The sequence below is a fragment of the Oricola nitratireducens genome (assembly GCF_014904745.1).
Classification (GTDB): domain Bacteria; phylum Pseudomonadota; class Alphaproteobacteria; order Rhizobiales; family Rhizobiaceae; genus Oricola; species Oricola nitratireducens.
The window spans coordinates 268,362-291,177 of record NZ_JACZCS010000001.1; the positions used below are offsets into that span (position 1 = coordinate 268,362).

Annotated in this window: 21 protein-coding genes; 11 read left to right on the plus strand and 10 right to left on the minus strand. The window is 63.8% G+C overall.

The genetic code is table 11. The annotated features are described in order from the left end of the window. Nucleotides 1-3 precede the first annotated feature (3 nt). Together IG169_RS01320 and IG169_RS01325 are read left to right on the plus strand one after the other, a co-directional pair. Complete coding sequence (locus IG169_RS01320; protein WP_193174336.1) at nucleotides 4-792, plus strand: ParA family protein; 789 nt, start codon at nucleotides 4-6, stop codon at nucleotides 790-792. Nucleotides 793-824: 32 nt separating this feature from the next. Continuing rightward, the gene (locus IG169_RS01325) at nucleotides 825-1,709 is read left to right on the plus strand and encodes a ParB/RepB/Spo0J family partition protein (RefSeq protein ID WP_193174337.1); all 885 of its coding nucleotides are present in this window, start codon (nucleotides 825-827) and stop codon (nucleotides 1,707-1,709) included. Nucleotides 1,710-1,730: 21 nt separating this feature from the next. Here IG169_RS01325 and holA read toward each other — a convergent pair whose 3' ends face one another. Genes holA through leuS form a run of 3 tightly spaced genes read right to left on the minus strand, consistent with a single transcriptional unit; the run spans nucleotide 1,731 to nucleotide 5,958 of the window. Further along, nucleotides 1,731-2,768, minus strand: coding sequence for a DNA polymerase III subunit delta (holA, locus tag IG169_RS01330; RefSeq protein ID WP_193174338.1), 1,038 nt, complete (start codon nucleotides 2,766-2,768; stop codon nucleotides 1,731-1,733). Between the two features lie 12 nt (nucleotides 2,769-2,780). Continuing rightward, nucleotides 2,781-3,314 carry an LPS assembly lipoprotein LptE gene (gene lptE, locus IG169_RS01335; protein WP_193174339.1) on the minus strand — a complete coding sequence of 178 codons (534 nt, stop codon included), beginning with the start codon at nucleotides 3,312-3,314 and terminating at the stop codon, nucleotides 2,781-2,783. A gap of 22 nt (nucleotides 3,315-3,336) precedes the next feature. Beyond that, nucleotides 3,337-5,958: a leucine--tRNA ligase gene (gene leuS / locus IG169_RS01340; RefSeq protein WP_193174340.1), complete on the minus strand. Its 2,622-nt coding sequence runs from the start codon at nucleotides 5,956-5,958 to the stop codon at nucleotides 3,337-3,339. Nucleotides 5,959-6,096: 138 nt separating this feature from the next. On the opposite strand from leuS, the gene IG169_RS01345 reads away from it, so the two are divergent. Continuing rightward, nucleotides 6,097-6,756: a YggS family pyridoxal phosphate-dependent enzyme gene (locus IG169_RS01345; protein ID WP_193174341.1), complete on the plus strand. Its 660-nt coding sequence runs from the start codon at nucleotides 6,097-6,099 to the stop codon at nucleotides 6,754-6,756. Nucleotides 6,757-6,846: 90 nt separating this feature from the next. Continuing rightward, on the plus strand, nucleotides 6,847-7,668 hold the full coding sequence (locus IG169_RS01350) for a lytic murein transglycosylase (protein WP_193174342.1): 822 nt from the start codon (nucleotides 6,847-6,849) through the stop codon (nucleotides 7,666-7,668). A 71-nt stretch (nucleotides 7,669-7,739) separates the two neighbouring features. Here IG169_RS01350 and rpmF read toward each other — a convergent pair whose 3' ends face one another. Beyond that, nucleotides 7,740-7,922 carry a 50S ribosomal protein L32 gene (rpmF, locus tag IG169_RS01355; RefSeq protein ID WP_193174343.1) on the minus strand — a complete coding sequence of 61 codons (183 nt, stop codon included), beginning with the start codon at nucleotides 7,920-7,922 and terminating at the stop codon, nucleotides 7,740-7,742. Nucleotides 7,923-8,075: 153 nt separating this feature from the next. Next, on the minus strand, nucleotides 8,076-8,864 hold the full coding sequence (gene mtgA, locus IG169_RS01360) for a monofunctional biosynthetic peptidoglycan transglycosylase (protein WP_428982221.1): 789 nt from the start codon (nucleotides 8,862-8,864) through the stop codon (nucleotides 8,076-8,078). A 147-nt stretch (nucleotides 8,865-9,011) separates the two neighbouring features. Between mtgA and IG169_RS01365 the strand changes: the two genes are divergently transcribed. Then, on the plus strand, nucleotides 9,012-9,920 hold the full coding sequence (locus IG169_RS01365; protein ID WP_193174344.1) for a polyprenyl synthetase family protein: 909 nt from the start codon (nucleotides 9,012-9,014) through the stop codon (nucleotides 9,918-9,920). 6 nt (nucleotides 9,921-9,926) lie between these two features. On the opposite strand, the gene IG169_RS01370 is transcribed toward IG169_RS01365, so the two are convergent. The 4 genes from IG169_RS01370 to IG169_RS01385 form a co-directional block, all read right to left on the minus strand. Next, a complete protein-coding gene (locus IG169_RS01370; protein ID WP_193174345.1) occupies nucleotides 9,927-10,064 on the minus strand; it encodes a hypothetical protein in 138 nt (45 codons plus the stop codon). Nucleotides 10,065-10,184: 120 nt separating this feature from the next. Further along, nucleotides 10,185-11,105, minus strand: a complete 921-nt coding sequence (locus IG169_RS01375) for a lytic transglycosylase domain-containing protein (RefSeq protein WP_193174346.1) — start codon at nucleotides 11,103-11,105, stop codon at nucleotides 10,185-10,187. A 28-nt stretch (nucleotides 11,106-11,133) separates the two neighbouring features. Then, nucleotides 11,134-12,387, minus strand: coding sequence for a flavodoxin-dependent (E)-4-hydroxy-3-methylbut-2-enyl-diphosphate synthase (ispG, locus tag IG169_RS01380; protein WP_193174347.1), 1,254 nt, complete (start codon nucleotides 12,385-12,387; stop codon nucleotides 11,134-11,136). A gap of 73 nt (nucleotides 12,388-12,460) precedes the next feature. Next, nucleotides 12,461-12,814 (minus strand): arsenate reductase family protein, encoded by a 354-nt coding sequence (locus IG169_RS01385; RefSeq protein ID WP_193174348.1) that lies wholly within the window; start codon nucleotides 12,812-12,814, stop codon nucleotides 12,461-12,463. A gap of 99 nt (nucleotides 12,815-12,913) precedes the next feature. On the opposite strand from IG169_RS01385, the gene IG169_RS01390 reads away from it, so the two are divergent. Beyond that, nucleotides 12,914-13,696, plus strand: coding sequence for a 3-hydroxybutyrate dehydrogenase (locus IG169_RS01390; protein ID WP_193174349.1), 783 nt, complete (start codon nucleotides 12,914-12,916; stop codon nucleotides 13,694-13,696). After that, nucleotides 13,693-14,817 (plus strand): patatin-like phospholipase family protein, encoded by a 1,125-nt coding sequence (locus tag IG169_RS01395; protein WP_193174350.1) that lies wholly within the window; start codon nucleotides 13,693-13,695, stop codon nucleotides 14,815-14,817. Before IG169_RS01390 ends, IG169_RS01395 begins: the two co-directional genes overlap by 4 nt. Here IG169_RS01395 and IG169_RS01400 read toward each other — a convergent pair. After that, nucleotides 14,814-15,416 (minus strand): TetR/AcrR family transcriptional regulator, encoded by a 603-nt coding sequence (locus IG169_RS01400; RefSeq protein ID WP_193174351.1) that lies wholly within the window; start codon nucleotides 15,414-15,416, stop codon nucleotides 14,814-14,816. The two genes, IG169_RS01395 and IG169_RS01400, sit on opposite strands and share 4 nt — an antisense overlap. Nucleotides 15,417-15,524: 108 nt before the next feature. On the opposite strand from IG169_RS01400, the gene IG169_RS01405 reads away from it, so the two are divergent. From IG169_RS01405 to IG169_RS01420, 4 genes are all read left to right on the plus strand, one after another. Next, on the plus strand, nucleotides 15,525-15,998 hold the full coding sequence (locus IG169_RS01405; protein ID WP_193174352.1) for a (2Fe-2S)-binding protein: 474 nt from the start codon (nucleotides 15,525-15,527) through the stop codon (nucleotides 15,996-15,998). A gap of 4 nt (nucleotides 15,999-16,002) precedes the next feature. Further along, nucleotides 16,003-18,267, plus strand: a complete 2,265-nt coding sequence (locus IG169_RS01410) for a xanthine dehydrogenase family protein molybdopterin-binding subunit (RefSeq protein WP_193174353.1) — start codon at nucleotides 16,003-16,005, stop codon at nucleotides 18,265-18,267. A 176-nt stretch (nucleotides 18,268-18,443) separates the two neighbouring features. Continuing rightward, nucleotides 18,444-19,592 (plus strand): efflux RND transporter periplasmic adaptor subunit, encoded by a 1,149-nt coding sequence (locus IG169_RS01415; protein WP_193174354.1) that lies wholly within the window; start codon nucleotides 18,444-18,446, stop codon nucleotides 19,590-19,592. A 5-nt stretch (nucleotides 19,593-19,597) separates the two neighbouring features. Beyond that, the gene (locus IG169_RS01420) at nucleotides 19,598-22,804 is read left to right on the plus strand and encodes an efflux RND transporter permease subunit (protein ID WP_193174548.1); all 3,207 of its coding nucleotides are present in this window, start codon (nucleotides 19,598-19,600) and stop codon (nucleotides 22,802-22,804) included. Nucleotides 22,805-22,816: the final 12 nt, after the last annotated feature.

The following is a 22,816-nucleotide window of genomic DNA, read 5'->3' on the forward strand; positions in this document are numbered from 1 at the left end:
CGCATGGCGGAAACGTGCCGCGTGATCACGATAGCGAATCAGAAAGGCGGCGTGGGCAAGACGACCACGGCGATCAATCTGGCAACCGCGCTGGCCGCCATCGGCGAGCGGGTGCTGATCGTGGATCTCGATCCGCAGGGCAACGCCTCGACGGGGCTGGGGATCGATCGCGAGGATCGCGAGATTTCATCCTATGACGTTTTGCTCGGCGAGGCCGACGTGGTCGATGCCGCGATCCCGACGGCGGTGCCGAATCTTTCCATCGTGCCCTCCACGATGGACTTGCTCGGCGTCGAAATGGAAATTTCCGGCGCTCAGGACCGGGTGTTCCGGCTGCGGTCGGCGCTTTCGCGCGTCTCGTCGCGGTTTTCCTATGTGCTCGTCGATTGCCCGCCATCGCTCAACCTACTGACGCTGAACGCCATGGCGGCGGCGAATTCGATCCTGGTGCCGCTGCAAACCGAGTTCTTCGCGCTGGAGGGCCTCAGCCAGCTGCTGAACACGGTCGACCAGGTGAAGCACTCGATCAATCCTGCGCTGGAGATCCAGGGCATCGTCCTGACGATGTTCGACAAGCGCAACAATCTGGCGCTGCAGGTGGTCGAGGACGTGCGGGCGCATCTCGGCGACAAGGTCTATGACACGATCATCCCGCGCAATGTGCGCGTGTCCGAGGCGCCGTCGCACGGCAAGCCGGCGATCCTCTACGATCTCAATTGCGCCGGCAGCCAGGCCTATCTGCAACTGGCCTCGGAAGTCATCCGCCGCGAGCGGCAGCTAACACCGGCCTGAAGCGATTCGATAACGAAACGAACGGAACTGAAATGGCAGACGACGCTTCCCGCAAACGGCTTGGACGAGGCCTGGCAGCCCTGATCGGGGAAATGGACAAGCCCGCCGAGGCCGCTCCGAAACCGCAGGCAAGCGACCGCAACCTGCCGATCGAGTTCGTGGTGCGCAACCCGAACAACCCGCGCCGGGAATTTTCCGAAGAAGAGCTGAGCGATCTCGCATCCTCGATCCGCGAACACGGCATCATCCAGCCGGTGGTCGTGCGGGAACAGGCGGGAAAGCCGGGCGTCCATGAAATCATCGCTGGCGAACGCCGCTGGCGGGCCGCGCAACGGGCCGGCCTGACCGAGATTCCCGTCATCATCCGCAATGTCGATGACAAGATCGCGCTGGAACTGGCGATCATCGAGAACGTGCAGCGGTCCGATCTCAATCCGATCGAGGAGGCCGCGGGCTACCAGCGGCTGATGGATGAATACGCCTATACGCAGGCCGATCTCGGCGACGTCATCGGCAAGAGCCGCAGTCATGTCGCCAACACGCTGCGGCTGCTCAAGCTTCCCGAACCGGTTCGCGACTATGTGCGTACCGGCGCCTTGTCCGCGGGCCACGCCCGCGCCCTGATCACCGCGGACGATCCCTTGCCGCTGGCGCGACGGATCGTCGAGGAAGGATTGTCGGTCCGGCAGGCGGAAACGATGGCACAGGCGAAGGAAGCAACACCGGCGTCGCACAAATCCGGCCATTCGGCGCCGAAGGAGAAGGACGCCGATACGCTGGCGCTCGAAAAACTGCTGACCGATCAGCTCGGGCTTCGCGTCGAGATCACCCATGGTCAGAATGGCGGGGAAGTGCGCGTCCGCTACAAGACGCTCGAACAGCTCGATTCGCTGTGCCACCGACTTCAGGGCGTCTGACGGGTTTCTTTCTTTAGCCGACTAACGACGACGTGCGCTCTGGATTGTAATCGCCAGCAGCGCCGTGCGCGCAACGGGCACCGTCAGCGCCGCATTCATCCGACTTTCCAGCACACAATCCTGCAACCGGCGCAATGCATGGCGAATGCCGGCCCTTGTCCAGCGGCTGAGCGCAAGTTCGACCGTCTTGCGCCGCGCAAAGAACACCGGAGGTCTGGCGCCGGCCACGACCGCGCCGGCCGGCCGGCCTGTCTGGTCCATGTCGGCGCGCAGCAGATCGAGCTGCTGGAACTGCCGAATAGCCGCGGCCAGCAGGGGCTGCGGATTGGAGCCGGACGCAATGAAGGCCTGCATCGCCTCGTCGAAATCGGCGAGCCTGCCGGTGATGACGGCATCGACGACATTGTCGAACGAGATCCCGGACGCATCGCCGATGCTCTCTCGCGCCATTTCAAGCGTGATTTCCTCCTCGCCATGGGCGTAGAGCAGGAGCTTTTCCAGTTCTCCGCGCGAGGCGCGCCGGTCACCGCCGATGTGGTCCTGGATGTAGCGTCGGGCGTCGAGCGACAGGCGCTGGCCGGTCTCGCCGAACGCCATGTCGATCAGCGTGTTGAGCGATTGGGCGCTGTCGGCATAGCAGGGAAGCGTCACGCCGTTCGGCGACTTTTCGACAATCGCCCTGAGTCCGGTCCCCTTCTTGAGATCGCCTGCCTCGATCAGAAGTTTGACCGCGTCGGGCGGCTCTTTCAGGATATTCTCGATATTCGCCGATATGTCCTTCTGGTTGCCGGCATTGCGGATCCAGATCAACCGGTCGCCGCCAAACATCGCCACCGTGTAGGCCTCGTCGACCAGGCGGACGGGATCGCCGGCGAGTTCGTTGGCATCGAGCTTGATCGTCGAAAAACTGTCGGCCAGATCGACACCGGACGACTTCGCGAGCGTTTCGGCGCGCTCGGAGACCAGGCCGCGATCCGGCCCGTAGACGAGATAGACGGTCTTCGACTGGTCCGGGTTTCTCAGGAACCGGTCGACTTCTCCGGCCTTGAGCTCGCTCAACGGCCTGTCCCCCTACAGTGCTCCCGCGCGCGACAGGTCGGCCGCGATCAGGGCACGAAGCTGCTCGGCCGTTTCGCGTGCGGCGCGTTTCTCGGCGTCACGTTCGGCCCTGGTGTTGGCGAATTCCTGCTGCGAGATGTCATAGGATGCCGTGGCGCTCGCGCGGCGGCTTCCGATCTCGGTCCCGTCGGCGCTGCGCGTCAGCTTGTAGGTGGCGGCAACAACGACATTGCTCGACGTCGGCTCGCCGTCGCGTGCGGACAATTGAACGATGAGTGCGCTCTCGGTGACCGACGTCACGTCCAGCGACAGCGTATAGGCGGGATCGGTGGGTTGCTTCGCGCCGCCATTCATCAGGAAAATCAATGCGTTACGCACTTCCTGACCTGGGCGTTCGTTAACCGGCTCAATATAGACCGAACCAAGCGCGGCGGACCGGACGGTTTCAGCCTTCGGCGATGGCGCATAGAGGGGCTGGACCGTGCAGCCGGCAAGCATCAGCCCCGCCAGGGCGGCGATCGCGAAGCGTGGTGCAGACTGTTTCATCGGTAGACGGCCCCTCATTCGGTCACGCGACAATGTTTACGATGCGGTTCGGAACCACAATGATTTTTTTCGGCGCCGCACCGCCCAGATGATGGGTGACGAAATCCGCGCCGAGCACCAATTCCTCGACCGCGGCCTTGTCGGCATCCTTGGGAACCACAATTTCGCCGCGCCGCTTGCCGTTGATCTGGACGGGAAGCGTGACCGAGTTTTCCTCGACGAGCGCCGGATCGAATGCCGGCCAGGGCGCCTCTGCGACCATGGTCTCGTAGCCGAGCGTCTGCCAGCATTCCTCGGCGAGGTGTGGCATGACGGGCGCGATGACCTGAACCAGGATCGACAGGGCTTCGTGCGCGGCCGCCTTGTCGGCGTTGGAGCCGGATGCGGCCTTTTCGACGACCGGCGCGATCTCGTTGACCAGTTCGTGCACGCGGGCGATGGCGCGGTTGAAGCCGAGCTTTTCGAAATCCTCGCCGATTGCCTTGAGCGCCTTGTGCGCGGCCTTGCGCATGGCGAGCCCGTCGCCGCCGGCGGCCGCGGCGTCACCGGGCGCGATGGCACCGGCCGCGCCGGACACGACGCGCCAGATGCGCTGGACGAAACGGTGCGCGCCCTCGGCGCCGCGATCGCTCCATTCGACATCGCGGTCCGGCGGCGAATCCGACAGCATGAACCAGCGGGCCGTATCGGCGCCGTAGCCCTGGGTGATTTCCTCCGGCCCGATCGTGTTCTTCTTGGATTTCGACATCTTTTCAAGATGTCCGATCTCGGCCTCTTCGCCGGTCTCGATCACCACGGCGCGGCGCTTGCCGCCGGATTCCTCTAGCCGGATTTCCGAGGGCGCGTGCCACTGGGCGCCGGAGCCGGAGCCGGTGCGGTAGGTTTCGTGGACGACCATGCCCTGGGTGAACAGGCCCTTGAACGGTTCGGCGAGATCGAGATGCCCGGTTTCGCGCATGGCGCGGGTGAAGAAGCGCGAATAGAGGAGATGCAGGATCGCGTGCTCGATGCCGCCGATATACTGGTCGACCGGCAGCCAGTCGTTTGCCGCCTTCGGATCGGTGGGCTCGTCGGCCTTCGGCGCGGTGAAGCGGGCGAAGTACCACGAGGAATCGACGAAGGTGTCCATGGTGTCGGTCTCGCGCCGCGCATCCTTGCCGCATTGCGGGCAGGTGACATGGCGCCAGGTCGGATGGCGGTCGAGCGGGTTGCCGGGTTTTTCGAAATCGATGTCGTCGGGCAATTTGACCGGCAGATCGGCTTTCGGCACCGGAACGACGCCGCAATCGTCGCAATGGATCACAGGAATCGGGCAGCCCCAGTAGCGCTGGCGCGAAATGCCCCAATCGCGCAGGCGGAAGCGGACCTTGCGCTCGGCCTGCGGCTGGTTGCCGATCGTCACGGCCTCCATCCGGCTGGCGACTTCCTCGAAGGCGGCATCCGGCGTCATGCCGTCGAGGAAGCGCGAATTGATCATCACGCCGTCGTCGACATAGGCTTCCTCGGTGATCTGGAAGGTCGCGGCGTCGCCGTCCTTCGGCATCACGACAGGAACAACCGGCAGGCCGTATTTGTTGGCGAAGTCGAGGTCGCGCTGGTCGCCCGACGGACATCCGAAAATGGCCCCCGTGCCGTAATCCATCAGCACGAAATTGGCGACATAGACCGGCAGCGTCCATGACGGGTCGAAGGGATGGACGACGCGGACACCGGTGTCGAAGCCCTTCTTCTCGGCGGTTTCCAGCGCGGCGACGGAGGTTCCCGCACGGCGGCATTCGTCGCAGAAAGCGGCGAGATCGGGATTCGTCGCGGCAACGTTCTTTGCCAGCGGGTGATCGGCGGCGATCGCCATGAAGGAGGCGCCGAAGATCGTGTCCGGGCGTGTGGTGTAGACCTCGAGCTCGGTTTCGCCGGCCGGCGCGGTCGCCTTGTCCAGCTCCCAGCGGATCTGCAGGCCTTCCGACCGGCCGATCCAGTTCCTCTGCATGACGCGGACCTTTTCGGGCCATTCGTCGAGCTGGTCGAGCGAATCGAGAAGATCCTGCGAAAAATCGGTGATCTTGAAGAACCACTGGGTCAGTTCGCGCTGTTCGACCGGGGCGCCGGAACGCCAACCGCAGCCATCGATGACCTGTTCATTGGCAAGCACGGTCATGTCGACCGGGTCCCAGTTGACCTTGGACTGCTTGCGATAGACGAGGTCCTTTTCCAGGAAATCGAGGAACAGCATCTGCTGGCGGTGATAGTAATCGACGTCGCAGGTGGCGAATTCGCGCGTCCAGTCGATCGACAGGCCCATCAGCTTGAGCTGTTCGCGCATGGTGTCGATATTGGCGTAGGTCCATTTGCCGGGATGGACCTTGTTCTGCATCGCGGCGTTCTCTGCCGGCATACCGAAGGCGTCCCAGCCCATCGGGTGCAGCACGTTGTAACCGAGCGCGCGGCGGTGGCGCGCGACGACGTCGCCCATGGTGTAATTGCGGGTGTGGCCGATATGTATGCGCCCGGAGGGATAGGGGAACATCTCCAGGACGTAATATTTCGGCCGCGGATCGTCGTTGTCGGTCTCGAAAAGCTTTGCTTCCGCCCAGGCTTTCTGCCACTTCGGTTCAGCTTCGCGCGGATTGTATCGTTCGGTTGCCATGCTGGTGAAACTCTTGAATTCTGCGCGGCGGCATGCAGGTTTGCGCCGCAAAACAAATCAACGGTCTCTTGCCGGTAAAAGGGCAAGCCGTCAACAACCCGCCGGAACTCCGACCGGCGGATGCGCCGGGAGACATAGATGTCCGCAGTCGATCGACTAAACGAGGTGAAAGGCCGCATCGCGGAGGCGGCGCGCGACGCGGGGCGTGCGCCGGGAGATATCGAGCTGATCGCGGTATCGAAGACATTTGACGCCGATGCCATCCGGCCGGTGCTGGAGGAAGGCCACCGGGTGTTCGGCGAGAACCGAGTGCAGGAGGCGCAGGGCAAGTGGCCGGACCTGAAGGACGAGTTTCCGGGGGTCGAACTGCACCTGATCGGCCCGCTGCAATCCAACAAGACCAAAGAGGCGGTCGCGCTGTTCGACGCCATCCAGACGGTCGACCGCGAGAAGATCGCCCGAACGCTCGCCACGGAAATGAAGAAGCAGGGCAAGACCATTCGGCTCTATGTCGAGGTCAATACCGGGATGGAGCCGCAAAAGGCGGGAATTGCGCCCGACGATTGCGCCTCTTTCCTGGCGATGTGCCGCGCCGAACTCGGCCTGACCATCGAAGGTCTGATGTGCATCCCGCCCTTCGACGAAAACCCGGGACCGCATTTCGCGCTGTTGCGCAAGCTCGCCGAGGAAAACGGGATCGCGAAACTGTCGATGGGCATGTCGGGCGATTTCGAGACGGCGGTCGCGTTCGGCGCGACCAGCGTGCGTGTCGGCACCGCGATCTTCGGCGCGCGTTAACCGGCTGTTCGTCATAAAAGCGTAACTGACTTTCACCCGGGAATCAGGCATTTTCCCGGGGGAGGAACAGCGCGCGCCCGGAGAAAAGGCATGATATCGAGACTGGCGAAATTCGCATTCTTGGCAATCGGGACAGGCATGATCCTGGCCGGACCGGCTCACGCCGCGCAATGCGGAAATACCGGTGCAGGCTTCGAGGTGTGGAAGCGGCAGTTCGCCGCCGAGGCAAAGGCGAACGGCATCGGCACTCGCGGGCTCAAGGCGCTGGCCGGCACCAGCTATTCAACCAGGACAATTGCCGCCGACCGAGGCCAGAAAAGCTTCAAATATTCGCTCGACAAGTTCATGAAGGTGCGTGGCGCCAACGCCATCGTCTCGCAGGGCCGCCGAAAAAAAGCCGCCAACGCGAAGTTCTTCGCACGTCTCGAACGAGCGTATGGCGTTCCGGCCGGTCCGCTGCTCGCCATTCACGGCATGGAAACGGGTTTCGGCCGGTTCATGGGCAACGCCAACACCATGTCGGCGATCGCGACGCTTGCCTATGATTGCCGCCGCACCGAGTTCTTTACCGGACATCTCTATGCCGCGCTGGATCTGGTCGACCGGGGAATCATCACGTCGAAGACGGTCGGCGCGATGCACGGCGAAATCGGCCACACCCAGTTTCTTCCGGGGAGTGTCATGAGATACGGCGTCGACGGCGACGGAAACGGCCGGATCGATCTGGCCGGGTCGCAATGGGATGCGCTTGCCTCGACAGCGAACTTCCTGCGCGCGCATGGCTGGCGGCGTGGCGCGGGCTATCAGCCGGGACAGCCGAATTTTGCCGCCATCCAGGGCTGGAACGCGGCCAGCGTCTACCAGCAGGCGATCGCGATCATGGCCGCGCAGATCGACGGCCAGGCCGGTTAACCGGGCATAGAAAAACCCGCGCTCGCAAGAGGCGCGGGTTTCTTGATTCAGACCACAATGGCAGGGAAGGTTTAGCCTTCCTTGGGCGTCAGAACCTGGCGGCCGCGATACATGCCGGTCTTCAGGTCGATGTGGTGCGGACGGCGCAGTTCGCCGGAATTCTTGTCCTCGACATAGGACGGGTTTTTCAGCGCGTCCGTAGAACGGCGCATGCCGCGCTTCGAGCGGGTCACTTTTCGCTTCGGAACAGCCATTTTAAGTCTCCATTTATGTCAGGCGTGCCCGGATGCTGGCCGTTTCGGCCGGCAGGCGTCCGACATGTGCTTGAAAAAGATTGCGCGCCTATACACGTTCGAATGCGTCTTGGCCAGACTCGGACGCAAAATTTATGCGCCACACGGTGCCGCCTAGTACAGGCATTCGATATAAGCACCGGACTGGCGGGCACGGCCCTCGATCATGCGGGCAAGGCGAATAAGCCCCTTGCCGGGCTTGCCGGGATCGCGCGCCAACGGATTGGGCAGGGTGACGGCGAGAAGCGCTGCCTGGGTGGCGGTCAGTTCGGAGGCCGGGCGGCCGAAATAGGTCCAGCTTGCGGCCTCGACCCCGTAGATGCCGTCGCCCCACTCGGCGATGTTGAGATAGATCTCCATGATCCGCTTCTTCGACAACACCGTGTCGATCCAGATCGCCAGCGGCACTTCCATTGCCTTGCGGATAAAGGAGCGGGCATTCCAGAGAAACAGGTTTTTGGCAGTCTGCATGGTAATCGTCGATGCGCCGCGCGTCTTTTCGCCATCGAGCGCATTGTCGATCACATGGTTCAGGGCGCCCCAGTCGACGCCGCCATGCGCGCAGAACTTTCCGTCCTCCGACATCATGACGGATTGAACGAGAACAGGCGCGATCGCGTCGAATTCGACCCAGTCGCGTTCGTAACCTTGCAGCGTGACAAGATCGCGCAGCATTAGTGTGGAAACGGGGTGGATGGCCTCGACGCGGTAAAACAGTGACAAGCCGGGCGGTATCAGAAGAAGGACAACGAGAGCCGCGATGCCGTAACGCAGCCAGCGTTTGAGGCGCGCGTGCCAGTATCCGCCGGACGCGGGTGTTTTTTTTCGCCGCGGTTTTGCCGGCGTTTTCTTCCTGCCGGTTTTCTTGCCGGCCGCTTTCGCGGTTTTCCTGCTGGATGCCAAATTGTCGATTGCCCGTTCGATGTGCCGGGGTAAGCCGGGTCGCGGTGTTCGCTTTTCCTAGGCAATAAGGCATTTTCCCGCAACAAGGATCGCAACCGATCCAATGCCGGACTTGACCGCAACGCCGCGAGCGGCCATCGGGAAGGAATGTTGCAGGCTGAATTCAATCAGGCGCTTGCCGCCCGCGCCGCCCAGGTGGAAGCGTTTCTCTCCGAAGCCTTCGCCGCGCCGGCGCTCGACGGCGAAATTGAGCGGCCGTCAACGCTGATGGCCGCGATACGCCACGGTGTCTTGAACGGGGGAAAGCGGTTCCGGCCGTTTCTGGTGCTCGAGACGGCGCGGCTGTTCGGGGCGCCGGACCGGTCGGCGCTTTACGTCGCCGGAGCGCTCGAATGCGTGCATTGCTATTCGCTGATCCATGACGACCTGCCGGCAATGGATAACGACGACATGCGCCGCGGTCAGCCGACGGTACACAAGGCTTTCGACGAGGCGACCGCGATCCTCGCCGGTGACAGCCTGCTGACTTTCGCCTTCGATCTCGTTTCGGACAAGGCGAACGGCTTGCCCGGCGACACCCGGGCCGAACTCGTCAATCTGCTGGCGCGGGCGGCCGGACTTGGCGGCATGGCCGGCGGCCAGGCGCTCGATCTTGCGGCGGCGACCGCGAAACCGGACGAAAACGGCGTGGTCACGCTGCAGGCGATGAAGACGGGTGCACTGATCCGCTTCGGCTGCGAAGCCGGCGCCGTCCTCGCCGGTGCGCCTATGGCGGACAAGAAGCGGATGCGTTCCTTCGGCGAGACGATCGGGCTCGCCTTCCAGCTTGCCGACGATCTCCTGGACGTCACCCAGACGGCCGCGGCGATGGGCAAGGCGACGGGCAAGGATGCCGGCGCCGGGAAGGGCACGCTGGTCAGCCTGCATGGCGAGGACTGGGCGCGCGGCGAACTGGACCGGCTGGTCGCCAGGGGAGAAGAGACATTGCAGCTCTACCAGCCGCGATCGCAGATGCTTTGCGAAGCGGCGCGCTTCGTCGCCAACCGGCAGTCCTAGAGCCTTTCAGGGACAGATAGAGACATTCTGTTTCTCGTCCGGTGCGGCGATCCGCGCGAAGGCGCGCGCGGCGCGTAGCGGGCTACGGGCAAGCGCGCCGACAAAGCGGGCGCCCGCCGGACGGAAACCCGAAGGGCCGGGCATGTTTGTCCCGATGCCTTCGGGCTCCGGCTTGACCGTGCCCGCGGCACGGCCTGCGCCAGATCCCTCGGTCTCGGGACAAACCTGCGCCGGCAGAATGCTTCCATCTATCCCTGAAAAGCTCTAGTTCTTCACCACGACGCATGAGCCGCCGGCGCGGCGGAGATTGTCGCAGATCTTCGTTGCCCCGCTGCGGTCGGGCGCGCCGATCTGCACGACATAGAGTTGCTTGCGGCCGATCGGGCTGCGGGCACGGAAGACGGCCGGGTCCTTGTCGCCGAGGATTTTCGCGTGGCGCGCGCGGACGCGTTTCCACTGCCTGAGCGCCACCGCCTGCTTGAAATGGCCGGCGATCTGGGCACCCCAGGCCGGTTTCGGCGTGCCGGCAAAGGGTGCGGCGGCCGTCCGCATGACCGGCAGGGCGCGGCAGGCTTCCTCGAAGGGCTTCTTCTCGTCGAGCGGCTTTTGTTCCTCATCGGTTGCCAGGTCGCGGAATTCGTCCGCCGGCCTGCCGAGGATCGACAGGACATAATCCTCGGTCTGGGCGGGCAGGAAGCCGCCCCCTGCGAGCCAGCCGGAAACGCGTTCCTCGCCGGCATTGTAGGCGGCGGCGGCAAGGCCGAGATTGCCGAAGTCGCGGCGCAGGTCGGCAAGGTATTTTGCCGACGCCGGGATGGCCTGTTCCGGATCGAAGGCATCGCGCAGGCCGCGCATGAAGGCGGTTCCGGGCATGAACTGGGCGACACCCTGCGCGCCGGTGGGCGAGACGGCATTGGTGTCGAAACGGCTTTCCTTCCAGATCAATCGGGCAAAGAAGGGGCGCGGAAGCCCGTGTTCGTCGGCGGAAGCGGCGATCAGATTGCAGATATCGGCGACATCAGGTTGTTTCGGCTCGGCGGCGCCGGGCCCGACGCGCTCGAAGGTGGTATCGGGCTTCGCGTCCAGCGGAAGCGGAAGGACCACGCGCACATTCCCGTCCTGCGCGACCGCGGCGGATGCGAAGGCAAGGAGCAGGAGGATCGCGGCGGTCAATCGGACAGTCATGACACCCTTTCTCCGGCTCCCTTGACCGTCAGCTCGCCTTCAAGCTCTTTTCCTGGCCGAAGCGCTGCTCGATATAGTCGGCGAGCATGGCCTGGAAATCGGCGGCGATGTTGGGCCCGCGCAGGGTCGCGGCCTTCTTGCCGTCGATGAAGATCGGCGCGGCGGGGGTTTCGCCGGTGCCGGGCAGCGAGATGCCGATATCGGCGTGCTTGGATTCGCCGGGTCCGTTGACGATGCAACCCATCACCGCGACCTTGAGGTTTTCGACGCCGGGATATTTGTCGCGCCAGACCGGCATCTGGCGGCGCAGATCGTCCTCGATGGTGCGGGCGAGTTCCTGGAAGACCGTCGACGTGGTGCGGCCGCAGCCGGGGCAGGCCGCGACGACGGGCAGGAACTGGCGAAAGCCCATGGTCTGCAGCAGCTCCTGTGCGACCTGGACTTCGCGGGTTCGGTCGCCGCCGGGTTCCGGCGTCAGCGAGATGCGGATCGTGTCGCCGATGCCCTGTTGCAGCAGGATGCCCATGGCGGCCGACGAGGCGACGATGCCCTTGGAGCCCATGCCGGCCTCTGTCAGGCCGAGGTGAAGGGCATGGTCGGAGCGCCGCGCCATCTCGGTATAGACGGCAATCAGGTCCTGGACCTGGCTGACCTTGGCCGACAGGATGATCTTCGAGCGCGGCAGGCCGATATCCTCGGCAAGGTCAGCGGACAGCAGCGCCGACTGGACGATCGCCTCTCGGGTGACCTCGCGGGCGGTCAGCGGCGCGCCGTTTTCGTGATTCTCGTCCATCAGCCGGGTCAGCAGCTCCTGGTCGAGCGAGCCCCAGTTGACGCCGATGCGCACCGGCTTGTCGTGGCGGATCGCCATTTCGACGATTTCGGTGAACTGGCGGTCGCGCTTTTCGCGGAAACCGACATTGCCCGGATTGATGCGGTATTTTTCCAGCGCCTCGGCGCAGGCCGGATGATCGGCCAGAAGCTTGTGGCCGATATAATGAAAGTCCCCGACCAGCGGCACGAAGACGCCGAGCCGTTCGAGGCGCTCGCGGATCTTCGGTACGGCGGCGGCGCTTTCGTCACGGTCGACGGTAATGCGGACGATCTCGGAGCCGGCGCGGTGCAGCGCCGCGACCTGGGCGACGGTCGCGTCGATATCGGCCGTGTCGGTGTTGGTCATGGACTGGACAACGACCGGCGCGTCGCCGCCGACCATGACGCCGCCGACATCGACGCCGACGGTGCGGTGGCGTTCAAGGGGTTCGCTCAGATAATCGCTCATCGGTGCCCTGTCCGTGCCATTCGCGGCTTCCATATCGTTTCGCCGGGTCATGCGCAATCGCGGCCCGGCAGGCTCAAAGAAAGGCGGCTTCCCAATCGGCCTGCTTGAATCCGGTCAGAACCGTCTTGCCGTCCGTGCCGACGGGCCGCTTGATGAGGCGCGGATCGGCGGCCATGGCGTCGATCTTCGCCTGATCGCTCGCGGAAATCGCCGCCTGCTCTTCCGGCGCCATCGTCTTCCAGGTTTGTGACCGGTCGTTGAAGACGGCGTCGATGCCGGCGGCGGCGACCCATCGCCCGATTTCCTGCTTCAGATCGGGAAGCTTGGAAAAATGGTCATATTGCGGCGCCAGACCGGTGGTTTCCGCCCATTCGCGGGCCTTCTTTACCGTGGTGCAGCCAGGATATCCGTAAATTCTGATCGTCATCGTTGCATCCCCCTTTTGAAGACTGACAGGCGTCCTAGTTCCGATTATGTTGCGCCGCAACAATACTGCAGGATGTAGGCATCGAAGGGAAATGATCCAATGAAGAAAATCAGGACTGCCGTGGTGACGGGATCGAATTCGGGGATCGGGCTCGGCATTGCACATGCGCTGGCCGCCGAAGGGCACAACGTTGTGATCAACTCCTATAGCGACCGCGACGAGGATCACGCGCTGGCCGGGGAAATCTCGGCGAAACACGGCAACCGGACGATCTACATCCCGGCGGACATGTCGAAGGGAGACGAGGCGCGCGCGCTGGTCACCAGGGCGGCGGAGGAATTCGGCCGGGTCGACATTCTCGTCAACAATGCCGGTATCCAGCATGTCGCGGCGATCGAGGAATTCCCGGTCGATGCCTGGGACCGGATCATCGCCATCAACATGAACTCGGTGTTTCACACCACTGCGGCGGCGCTGCCGGTGATGCGCGAACACAAATGGGGCCGCATCGTCAATATTTCCTCGGCGCACGGGCTGACGGCCTCGCCGTTCAAGTCGGCCTATGTCTCGGCCAAGCACGGCGTCGTCGGCATGACCAAGGTCGTGGCGCTGGAGACCGCCGAAGCTCCGATCACCTGCAACGCGATCTGTCCGGGCTATGTGCTGACGCCGCTGGTCGAGGCGCAAATCCCCGACACGATGGAGAAATACGGGATGGATCGCGACACGGTGATCCGCGAGGTGATGCTGGAACGCCAGCCGTCGAAGCAGTTCGCGACGGTCGAGCAGATCGGCGGCACGGTCGTGTTCCTGTGTTCGGATCGCGCCGAGCAGATCACCGGAACGACGATTTCCGTCGATGGCGGCTGGACCGCGCTTTGATTTCCAACGGACGTGGCAAACGCATGAAAACCATCAATCTCGCTCTGCAGGGCGGCGGGTCCCATGGCGCTTTTTCCTGGGGCGTGCTCGACGCGCTTCTGGAAGACGGGCGGCTGGAATTCGAGGCGATATCGGGCACCAGCGCCGGTGCGATGAATGCGGTGGCGCTTGCCGACGGCTGGGCGAAGGGCGGCCGCGACGGCGCGCGCGAATCCCTGCATGAGTTCTGGCAGGCGGTCAGCCGCAAAGGCCGCTTTTCGCCGGTGCAGCGCACTCCCCTCGACGTGATCTGGGGAAACTGGAGCCTCGACCATTCGCCGACCTACCGGTTCTTCGATCTCATGTCGCGGGTCTTTTCGCCGTACGACACCAATCCGCTCGGGCTCAATCCGCTGCGCGACGTGATCGAAGAGCAGATCGATTTCGAGCGGGTGAAGCGTTGTGGCGCGATCAAGACCTTCGTGTCGGCAACTAATGTGTGGACGGGCAAGGTGCGCGTGTTCGGCCAGGAAGAACTGACACCCGACGTGGTGATGGCCTCGGCCTGCCTGCCGACGGTTTTCCAGGCTGTCGAGATCGACGGGGTTCCTTACTGGGACGGCGGGTTCGGCGGCAACCCGGCGCTGTTTCCGTTTTTCTACGAGACGGAGACGCAGGATTGCCTGCTGGTGCAGATCAACCCGATCGAGACGGACAAGACACCACGCTCGGCGATCGAGATCCAGGACCGGATGAACGAGATCACGTTCAATTCAGCCCTGCTCCGTGAATTCCGGGCAATCGAGTTCGTGCGGCGGCTGATCGCCGACAGACGGCTGGACGGCACCAGCTACAGGGCGATCCGGATGCACCGGGTCGCGGCCGATGCGATCGTGGAAGAATTGTCCGCATCGTCGAAGGTCAATGCGGAATGGACGTTTCTGGAGTATCTGAAGGAGATGGGCAGGGCCGCGGCGGCCGATTTCCTTGAACAGAATTTCGACGCCGTCGGAGAACGCTCGACACTCGACCTGACGGAGGAAATCAGTGCGCATGTGCTGCCGCATACGTTGAAAAAGCCGGCCGGAAAACGCATGCGCGAAGCGATGAAACGCATGCGGCCGGGCCGGCCGGCGGCCTAGGAGGATGACTTTGCGGCAGTCAGCGCGCCGGCGACGAAGGACACCATCCTGCGCACGTCGTCCTCGATCGGATCGCCGCGCAGATATTTGCCCTTCATGCCTTCCATCGCCTGCATGACAACGGTCGCGACGGCCTTGGCATCGGTGCCGAGCGGTCCGAGCGCGATTTCGCCGGCCGCTTCTGCCGCGGAAATGCCGCTGGCGATGGCGCCGACCATCTGTTCGCACCATTTTTCCTCGATGTCGCTGGCGACCTCCTCGTTGACGCCCATCAGTTCGGCGCCGTGCGGCGTCGCGTCGATCTTGCGGTGCAGCGACAGGATGCTGCTGTCGAGCGAGTCGTAAAGCCGCTCGGCAAAGGGCTTGTCGCTTTCGAAAGCCGTTCTCGACTGATGGCCGAGCATATCGAGCAGGCTCAGGCTGGCGGCCCGGAAGATTTCCGTTTTGTTACGGAAAACCTGATAGAGCGCGGGACGCGACATGCCAGCCGCGCGCGCAATGTCGTCCATCGATGTCTTCTTGAAACCATAATTGATGAAGACCTCGATGGCCGCGGACACGATCAGGCCGCGTTTGTCAGGGGGTGTCTGGAGCATCATGGGTTGACGTTATGACATTTTTCGTTATTTTGTCAATTCGTCAGGATGCGATCTCCGTAGGGGTGCGGATGCGCGATCCTCAAAAGCAATCCGATAACGGAACCGGCCATGCAGCTCACGATTAATGGTGAATCGCGCGACCTTGACGTCGATCCTGAAATGCCACTGCTGTGGGCATTGCGCGACATCGCGGGGATCAAGGGTCCGAAATATGGTTGCGGCGTCGCGGCTTGCGGCGCCTGCACGGTGATCATCGACGGTATCGCGACGCGGTCCTGCGTGACCGCCGTCGGCGACGTGACCGGCGACGTGCGCACGATCGACGGCCTCGCACAGGGCGAAAAGCTGCATCCCGTCCAGCAGGCCTGGGTCGAGGAACAGGTTCCGCAATGCGGTTACTGCCAGGCCGGTCAGATCATGAACGCCGTCGCCCTGCTCGAAGAAACGCCCAATCCGACCGACGCCGAGATTGATGATGCGATGCAGGGCAATCTGTGCCGCTGCGGCACCTATCCGCGCATTCGCGCCGCGATCAAGCGCGCCGCCGCGCAGATGCCGGCGCAAACGGCGAGCGAGGGCTGATCCGATGGGCAAGATCCTGCGCCGCACCTTCCTGATCGGCACTGGCCTCGTCGCCGGCGGCCTGGCCGTCGGTTACTACGCCGCGAGCCGGCCGTGGCCCAATCCGCTCGAAGACGATCTCGCCGAGGGCGAGGCGACGCTCAATCCCTATGTGATCGTCGGCGCCGACGGCGCGATCACGATCATCGCTCCGCGCGCCGAAATGGGCCAGGGCGTCGCGACGACGCTCGCGGCGCTGGTCGCCGAGGAACTGGGCGTGCCGCTCGACGCGGTGACGATCGAACACGGACCGGCCTCGGGCGCCTACTACAATTCCGCGGTGCTGGAAGAATCCGGGCCGTTTCCGGTCTTTGCCGAGTCGTTCGCCGCCGAGGCAACGCGCAGCGTGTCTGGCAAGCTTGGGGAAGTGCTCGGTCTGCAGATCACCGGCGGATCGTCCTCGGTGCGTGACGGGTTCGACAAGATGCGCCATGCCGGTGCGATGGCGCGCCATCTTTTGCTTGCGGCGGCGTCCGAACACCTTGGCGCCACGCCGGCGAAACTAACTATCGAAGGCCGCGATATCGTCTCGCCGGACGGCGCGCGCGTTTCGATCGGAAAGATCGCATCAGCGGCCGCCGTGCTGACGCCGCCGGCCGAAATCGCGCTCAAGGATCCGAAGGACTGGATGATCCTCGGCAGGTCGCAGAAGCGCGTCGACCTGCATGCCAAGGTGACCGGCGCGCCGATCTTCGGCATCGACGTCGATCTGCCCGGCATGGTGTACGGCACCGTCCGCATGAACCCGCGACTCGGCGCCGGCATTCGCTCTGCCGACACGTCCGCGGCCGAAGCGATGCCCGGCGTCATCAAGGTCGTCCGGCTCGATACCCAGACCGGAACCGGTTTCGGCGTGATCGCGAAAAACACCTGGGCGGCGTTCAAGGCGGCGGAGGCGATCGAGGTCGTATGGGAGGAAGCGCCCTACCCGGCCGATACCGAGTCGATCATGAACGTCTTCCGGGAAACCGCGGCCGGGAGCTGGAACGGTTCCTCGTATCGCGACGACGGTGATGTCGAGCTTGCCTTTGCCGATGCGCCTGCGGATTCGGTGATCACCGCGGACTACGAGGTGCCCTATCTGGCGCATGCCACGATGGAACCGATGAATGCCACCGCGCAGTTCGGTAACGGAGAGCTTACGATCTGGGCGCCGAACCAGATGCCGACGATCCTGCAGACGGTCTGTGCCGGGATCGCGGGAATCAAGTCCGACCGCGTCACCGTCAACACGACTTACCTGGGCGGTGGTTTCGGGCGTCGCGGGGAAGTGGATTTCGCGATCTACGCGACGCTGCTCGCGATGCAGGCGGACGGCAAGCCGGTCAAAGTGACGTGGACGCGCGAAGAAGACATGACGCACGACACGTACCGTCCCGCGGCGGTCGGCCGGTTCCGCGCCCGGGTTGCCGACGGCGTTCCACAGGCGCTCGACATGCGCATCGCCACGCCTTCGATCATGAAGAGCATGGGGCGGCGGATATTCCCTTCGATGCCGATGGGCGGGCCGGAACGGCTATTGACCGAGGGCGCATTCGACCAGCCCTACACGATCGCCAATTACCGGGTGACCGGCATCGAGACGGCGATGGCGGTTCCGGTCGGTTCCTGGCGCTCGGTCGGCAATTCCTTCAACGCGTTCTTCCACGAATGCTTTCTCGACGAGATCGCGGCAAAAGCCGGTCAGGACCCGATCGCGCTTCGGCTGAAACTGATGGCGAACTATCCGCTTGCCGTGGCGGTGATGGAAAAACTCGCCGGGATTTCGCATTGGGACGAGGCCCTGCCGGACGGCAAGGCAAAGGGCGTCGCCTTTACGCTTTCCTTCGGATCGTGGGTGGGCGAAGTCGTGCAAATCGCGCAGGCGCCGGACGGCATACGGATCGAAAAGGTCTGGGCCGTGGCCGAAATTGGCCGCGCGCTCGATCCCGGCATCGTCACGGCGCAGATCGAATCCGGCATCGTTTTCGGCCTGTCCTCGGCGATCGGCCAGGCGATCACCTTCTCAGACGGCATGGTCTCGCAAGAGAATTTTTACGACTATGACGCCATGCGAATAAGCCAGTGCCCGCAATTCGAGGTGGCGATCCTGGAGAATTCGCAGAAACTCGGCGGGGTTGGCGAAATCGGCACGCCGCCCTCAATTCCCGCGCTGGCGAATGCCGTCCATGCGCTGACGGGACAACGGATAAGAAGCCTCCCCCTCAACAGGGAGGTGAATTTCGCGTAATCGGATGTCAAACGGCTTTGTGTGCCGAAGCATGCACACCGGAAAAGACAATCGATTCTGCAAATTTTCGAAAACGACCAGTCAAACGGTCGAAACTATTGAACAAGGACTGGCCTGCGGCCATTTGACACCAAATGCGCCGCGCCCGCCTTTTCCGATGACCTGTAGAGACGAACATGAAAATCAATCGTTATCTGGCCATACTTGTTTTCCTGGGCTCGGCCGCCTGGATCGCGACCGGCGAATTTTCCTTCGTGGGAAGCGCGGCGGGGAACGAAGGCGAGCAAACCGCGGAGACCGGAGCGGCAGCGACGGAGAATTCCGCTGATGCCGCCGAGGCGCTGCAGACGGTCGGCGTGGCGGTGATTCCGCAAATCCAGCACGCCCGTTCGATCAAGATTTCCGGCGTCACCCAGGCCGACAAGTCGACCACGCTGACGGCGCGCGCCGGCGGGATCATCGGCGAGCTCGACGTCAAGCAGGGCGATGTCGTCAAGCAGGGCGACGTGATCCTGCGGATCGCACCGGAAGGCCGCGACGCGGCGGTACGGACCGCGGCGCAGCTGCTCGAACAGCGCAAGGCCGAGGCGAAGGCGACCAAGAGCCTTGTCGCAAAAGGAACCCTGCCGACGCTGCAGGGCGATGTCGCGGTGTCGGCACTGCGTTCCGCCGAGAGCCAGCTCGAAGCGGCGCAGGCGGAACTCGACCGGCTCGACGTGGTCGTGCCCTATGACGGGGTGATCGACGTTCTGAGTGTCGAGGAAGGCGCATCGGTGGACGGCGGGACGCCGGTCGCTAAACTGATCGCGCTCGATCCGATCATCGGTGTCGGCGAAGTCAATGAAAGCGATCTCGGCGTGGTGCGTGTCGGCGCCAGGGCGGATTTGCGTCTGGTCACCGGCGAAATCGTGAGCGGCACGATCCGCTATGTCAGCCGCGCCGCACAGGCCGCGACCCGCACCTATACGGTCGAGGTCGAGGTGCCCAATCCCGATCTGAAGATTCCGGCCGGCATGACGACGGAAGTCATCCTGCGCGGCGATCCGGTGCTGTCGACCCCGGTGCCGCGCTCGGTTGTGGCGCTGAACGATGCCGGCGAACTCGGCGTGCGGACGGTCAATGACAAGGATGAGGTCGAGTTCCATCCGATCGACATTGTCGACGATTCGACGGGCGCGCTGATTCTCGGCGGAATTCCCAAGGGCGCGCGGGTGATCGTCGCCGGGCAGAATTTCGTTGGCGACGGCGCGAAGGTGCATCCCGTCGAGGCCGATGGCGAAACCATCAAGCGGCTGGTCGAGGAAGCGACCACGGGAGCCATGTGACGATGATGAGTTTCCTCGAAATCGCCGTCAGGAATGCGCGCCTGACGATCACCGCGCTGGTGTTCTTCCTGGTCGCCGGCACGGTGGCCTATCTCAACATTCCCAAGGAAGCCGAACCCGACGTCCAGATCCCGGTGATCTATGTGAGTCTCGCGCTGCAGGGCATTTCGCCGGAGGACGCCGAGCGATTGCTGGTGCGGCCGGTCGAGACCCAGGTCAAGAACATCAAGGGCATCGACAAGATCACGTCCAACTCCTACCAGGGCGGCGGCAATGTGATCATCGAGTTCGAGCCGAGCGCGGATCTGTCGTCCGCGCTCGAGGACGTCCGATCCAAGGTCTCCAACGCCAAGCGGGAATTTCCGGCCGGGACCGACGAGCCGTCGGTCAATGAAGTCAACATCTCCGAATTTCCGATCCTCGTGGTGACGCTTTCCGGCAACGCGCCGGAGCGGGTTCTGACGCGTGCCGCCAAGGAAATGCGTGACCGATTCGAGGAAGTCTCGGGCGTCCTGGAAGCCAAGCTTCAGGGCTCGCGCGACGAAATGGTGGAAGTAAACATCGATCCGGTGAAACTCTCCTCCTACAATCTCCGGCTCGACAACCTGATCGGCGGCGTCAACGCCAACAACCAGCTGGTCGCGGCGGGCACGCTGCAGGGCCAGGAGGGCAAATACGCCGTCAAGGTTCCGGCGCTGATCGAAACCGTCGAGGACGTCGCCAACCTGCCGATCGCGGCAAGCGGAAACGCCGTCGTGCGCGCACGCGACCTCGCGACGATCCGCTCGACCTTCGAGGACGCGACGTCGATTGCCCGTCTCAACGGCAAGCCGGCGATCGCGATCGAGGTGTCGAAGCGCACCGGCGCGAACCTGATCGAGACCGTCGACGGCGTGAAAGCGGCGGCGGAGGAGTTCAAGTCGCTGCTCCCGGCCGGTGTCCAGGTCAGCTACAGCCAGGACAAGTCCAAGGACATCCGCACGATGCTCGAGGACCTGCAGAATTCGGTGCTGACCGCGGTGATTCTGGTTTTCATCGTCATCCTGTATTTCCTCGGCATCCGTTCTTCGGTCCTGATCGGTCTGGCGATCCCGACCTCGTTCCTGATCGGCATCCTCGCGCTCTCGGTCGCCGGCTACACGGTCAATATCGTCGTGTTGTTCAGCCTGATCCTCGCGGTCGGCATGCTCGTCGACGACGCAATCATCGTGACCGAATATGCGGAACGGCGCATGACGGAGGGCACGGCCTCCGGCCCGGCCTTTGCGGAAGCGGCGCGGCGCATGTTCGGCCCCGTCGTCGTGGCGACTGCGACCCGGATCGCGGCCTTTTCGCCGCTCCTGTTCTGGCCCGGCATCGTCGGCGAGTTCATGGGCTATCTCCCGATCACGCTGATCGCGACGCTTTCGGCCTCGATTCTCTACGCGCTGTTTTTCGCGCCGACGCTCGGCTCGATCTTCGGGAAGGCGCATGTCGAACCGCGCAAGCCGGACGGCCTCTACATGATGGTCGTCAAGAAGGCGGTGCGGCATCCGGTCATCACGCTTTCATTGGTCGCGATCCTGATGGTGACGATCGTCGTCGCCTTCGCGAAATACAACAAGGGCACGGAGTTCTTCCCGAACGTCGAACCGGATTACGGCCTGGTCTATGTGCATGCACGCGGCAACCTGTCGCTCGACGAGCAGGACGAAGCGGTGCGCATGGTCGAGAACCGCATGCTCAAATGGCCGGGCATCAAGACAGTCTATACCCGCGTCGGGGCCTCGAATGGCGGCGGCTTTGGCGGCAGCGTCGACGAGGACGTGATCGGCACGATCCAGTACGAATTCGTCGACTGGCGCGAACGCAAGGGCGCGAGCGAAATCCTGACCGATCTGCGCGGCGCGCTGCGCGGCCTGCCCGGCATCGAGGCGGAGGTCTCGGTTCCCGAAGCGGGCCCGCCGCAGGGCAAGCCGATCCAGGTGGAGCTTTCGGCCGAGAATCCGGAAGGTCTGGACGGCGCGGCGCAAACGGTGGCGAACTATCTGCGCACGCTCCCCGAGGTGATCGACCTGTCGGACGGCCTGCCGCCGCCGTCGATCGACTGGGAGCTCAAGGTCAACCGCGCCGAGGCCGCGAAATACGGCATCGGTCCGGGTTCGGTCGGCACCGTCGTGCAGCTCGTGACCACCGGCCTGAAACTCTCCGATTATCGCCCCGCGGGCGCCGACGATGCCGTCGACATCCGCTTGCGGCTGCCGGAGGACCGGCGCACGCTGTCCATGCTCGACCAATTGCGCATCGAGACGGCGCAGGGCGCGGTGCCGCTGTCGAATTTCGTCAGCCGTGAACCGGCGCGCAGCCTCGGCACGCTGAAGCGGATCAACACGACACGCACCATCACGGTTTCGGCGAATCTCGTCGAAGGCGTGCAGGACGCGGAGATGCAGGCCAAGGTCGCCAAGGCATTGCCGACCCTGAACCTGCCGGAAAACGTCCGCTGGAAGCTGGCCGGCTCGAACGAGGAAAGCGCGAAAGCCTCGGCCTTCCTCGGCCAGGCCTTCGGCGTGGCGATCTTCCTGATCTTCGCGCTGCTGCTGGCGCAGTTCAACCGCTTCACCTATGTGTGGCTGGTGCTGACCGCCGTGGTGATGTCGACGGTGGGCGTGCTGCTCGGCCTGCTGGTGATGCAGATGCCGTTCGTCATCGTCATGACGGCGGTGGGCACGATCGCGCTGGCGGGCGTCGTGGTGAACAACAATATCGTGCTGATCGACACCTATGTGCATCTGCGATCGGAAGGCTGGGACAAGCTGGACGCAGTGCTCGAAACCTGCCGCGAGCGCGTGCGCCCGGTCATGCTGACCGCGGTCACCGCGATCCTCGGCGTGCTGCCGATCGCCTTCGGCGTCAATCTGGCGATCCTCAGCCACGAGGTGACTGTCGGCGCGCCGTCGACGCAGTGGTGGATCGCGCTGTCGAGCGCCATCGTCTTCGGCCTCGCCTTCTCGACCATGCTGACGCTGGTCGTGACGCCGTCGGCGCTGATGCTGTTTACGCGCGACAACGCCTGGAACGCCGACGAGCGCAGCCTGCTCGCCAAGATGTTCCGCCGCAAGCCCAAGGGCGCGGCGCAGGATACCGAGGCGGGCGAAGCCGCACCGGCATCCGGCCCGGCGCAATCCGAGCCGGCGGAACCCTTCGAGGAATTTCCGAAGGCCGCCGAATAGGCGGAGCGCAAG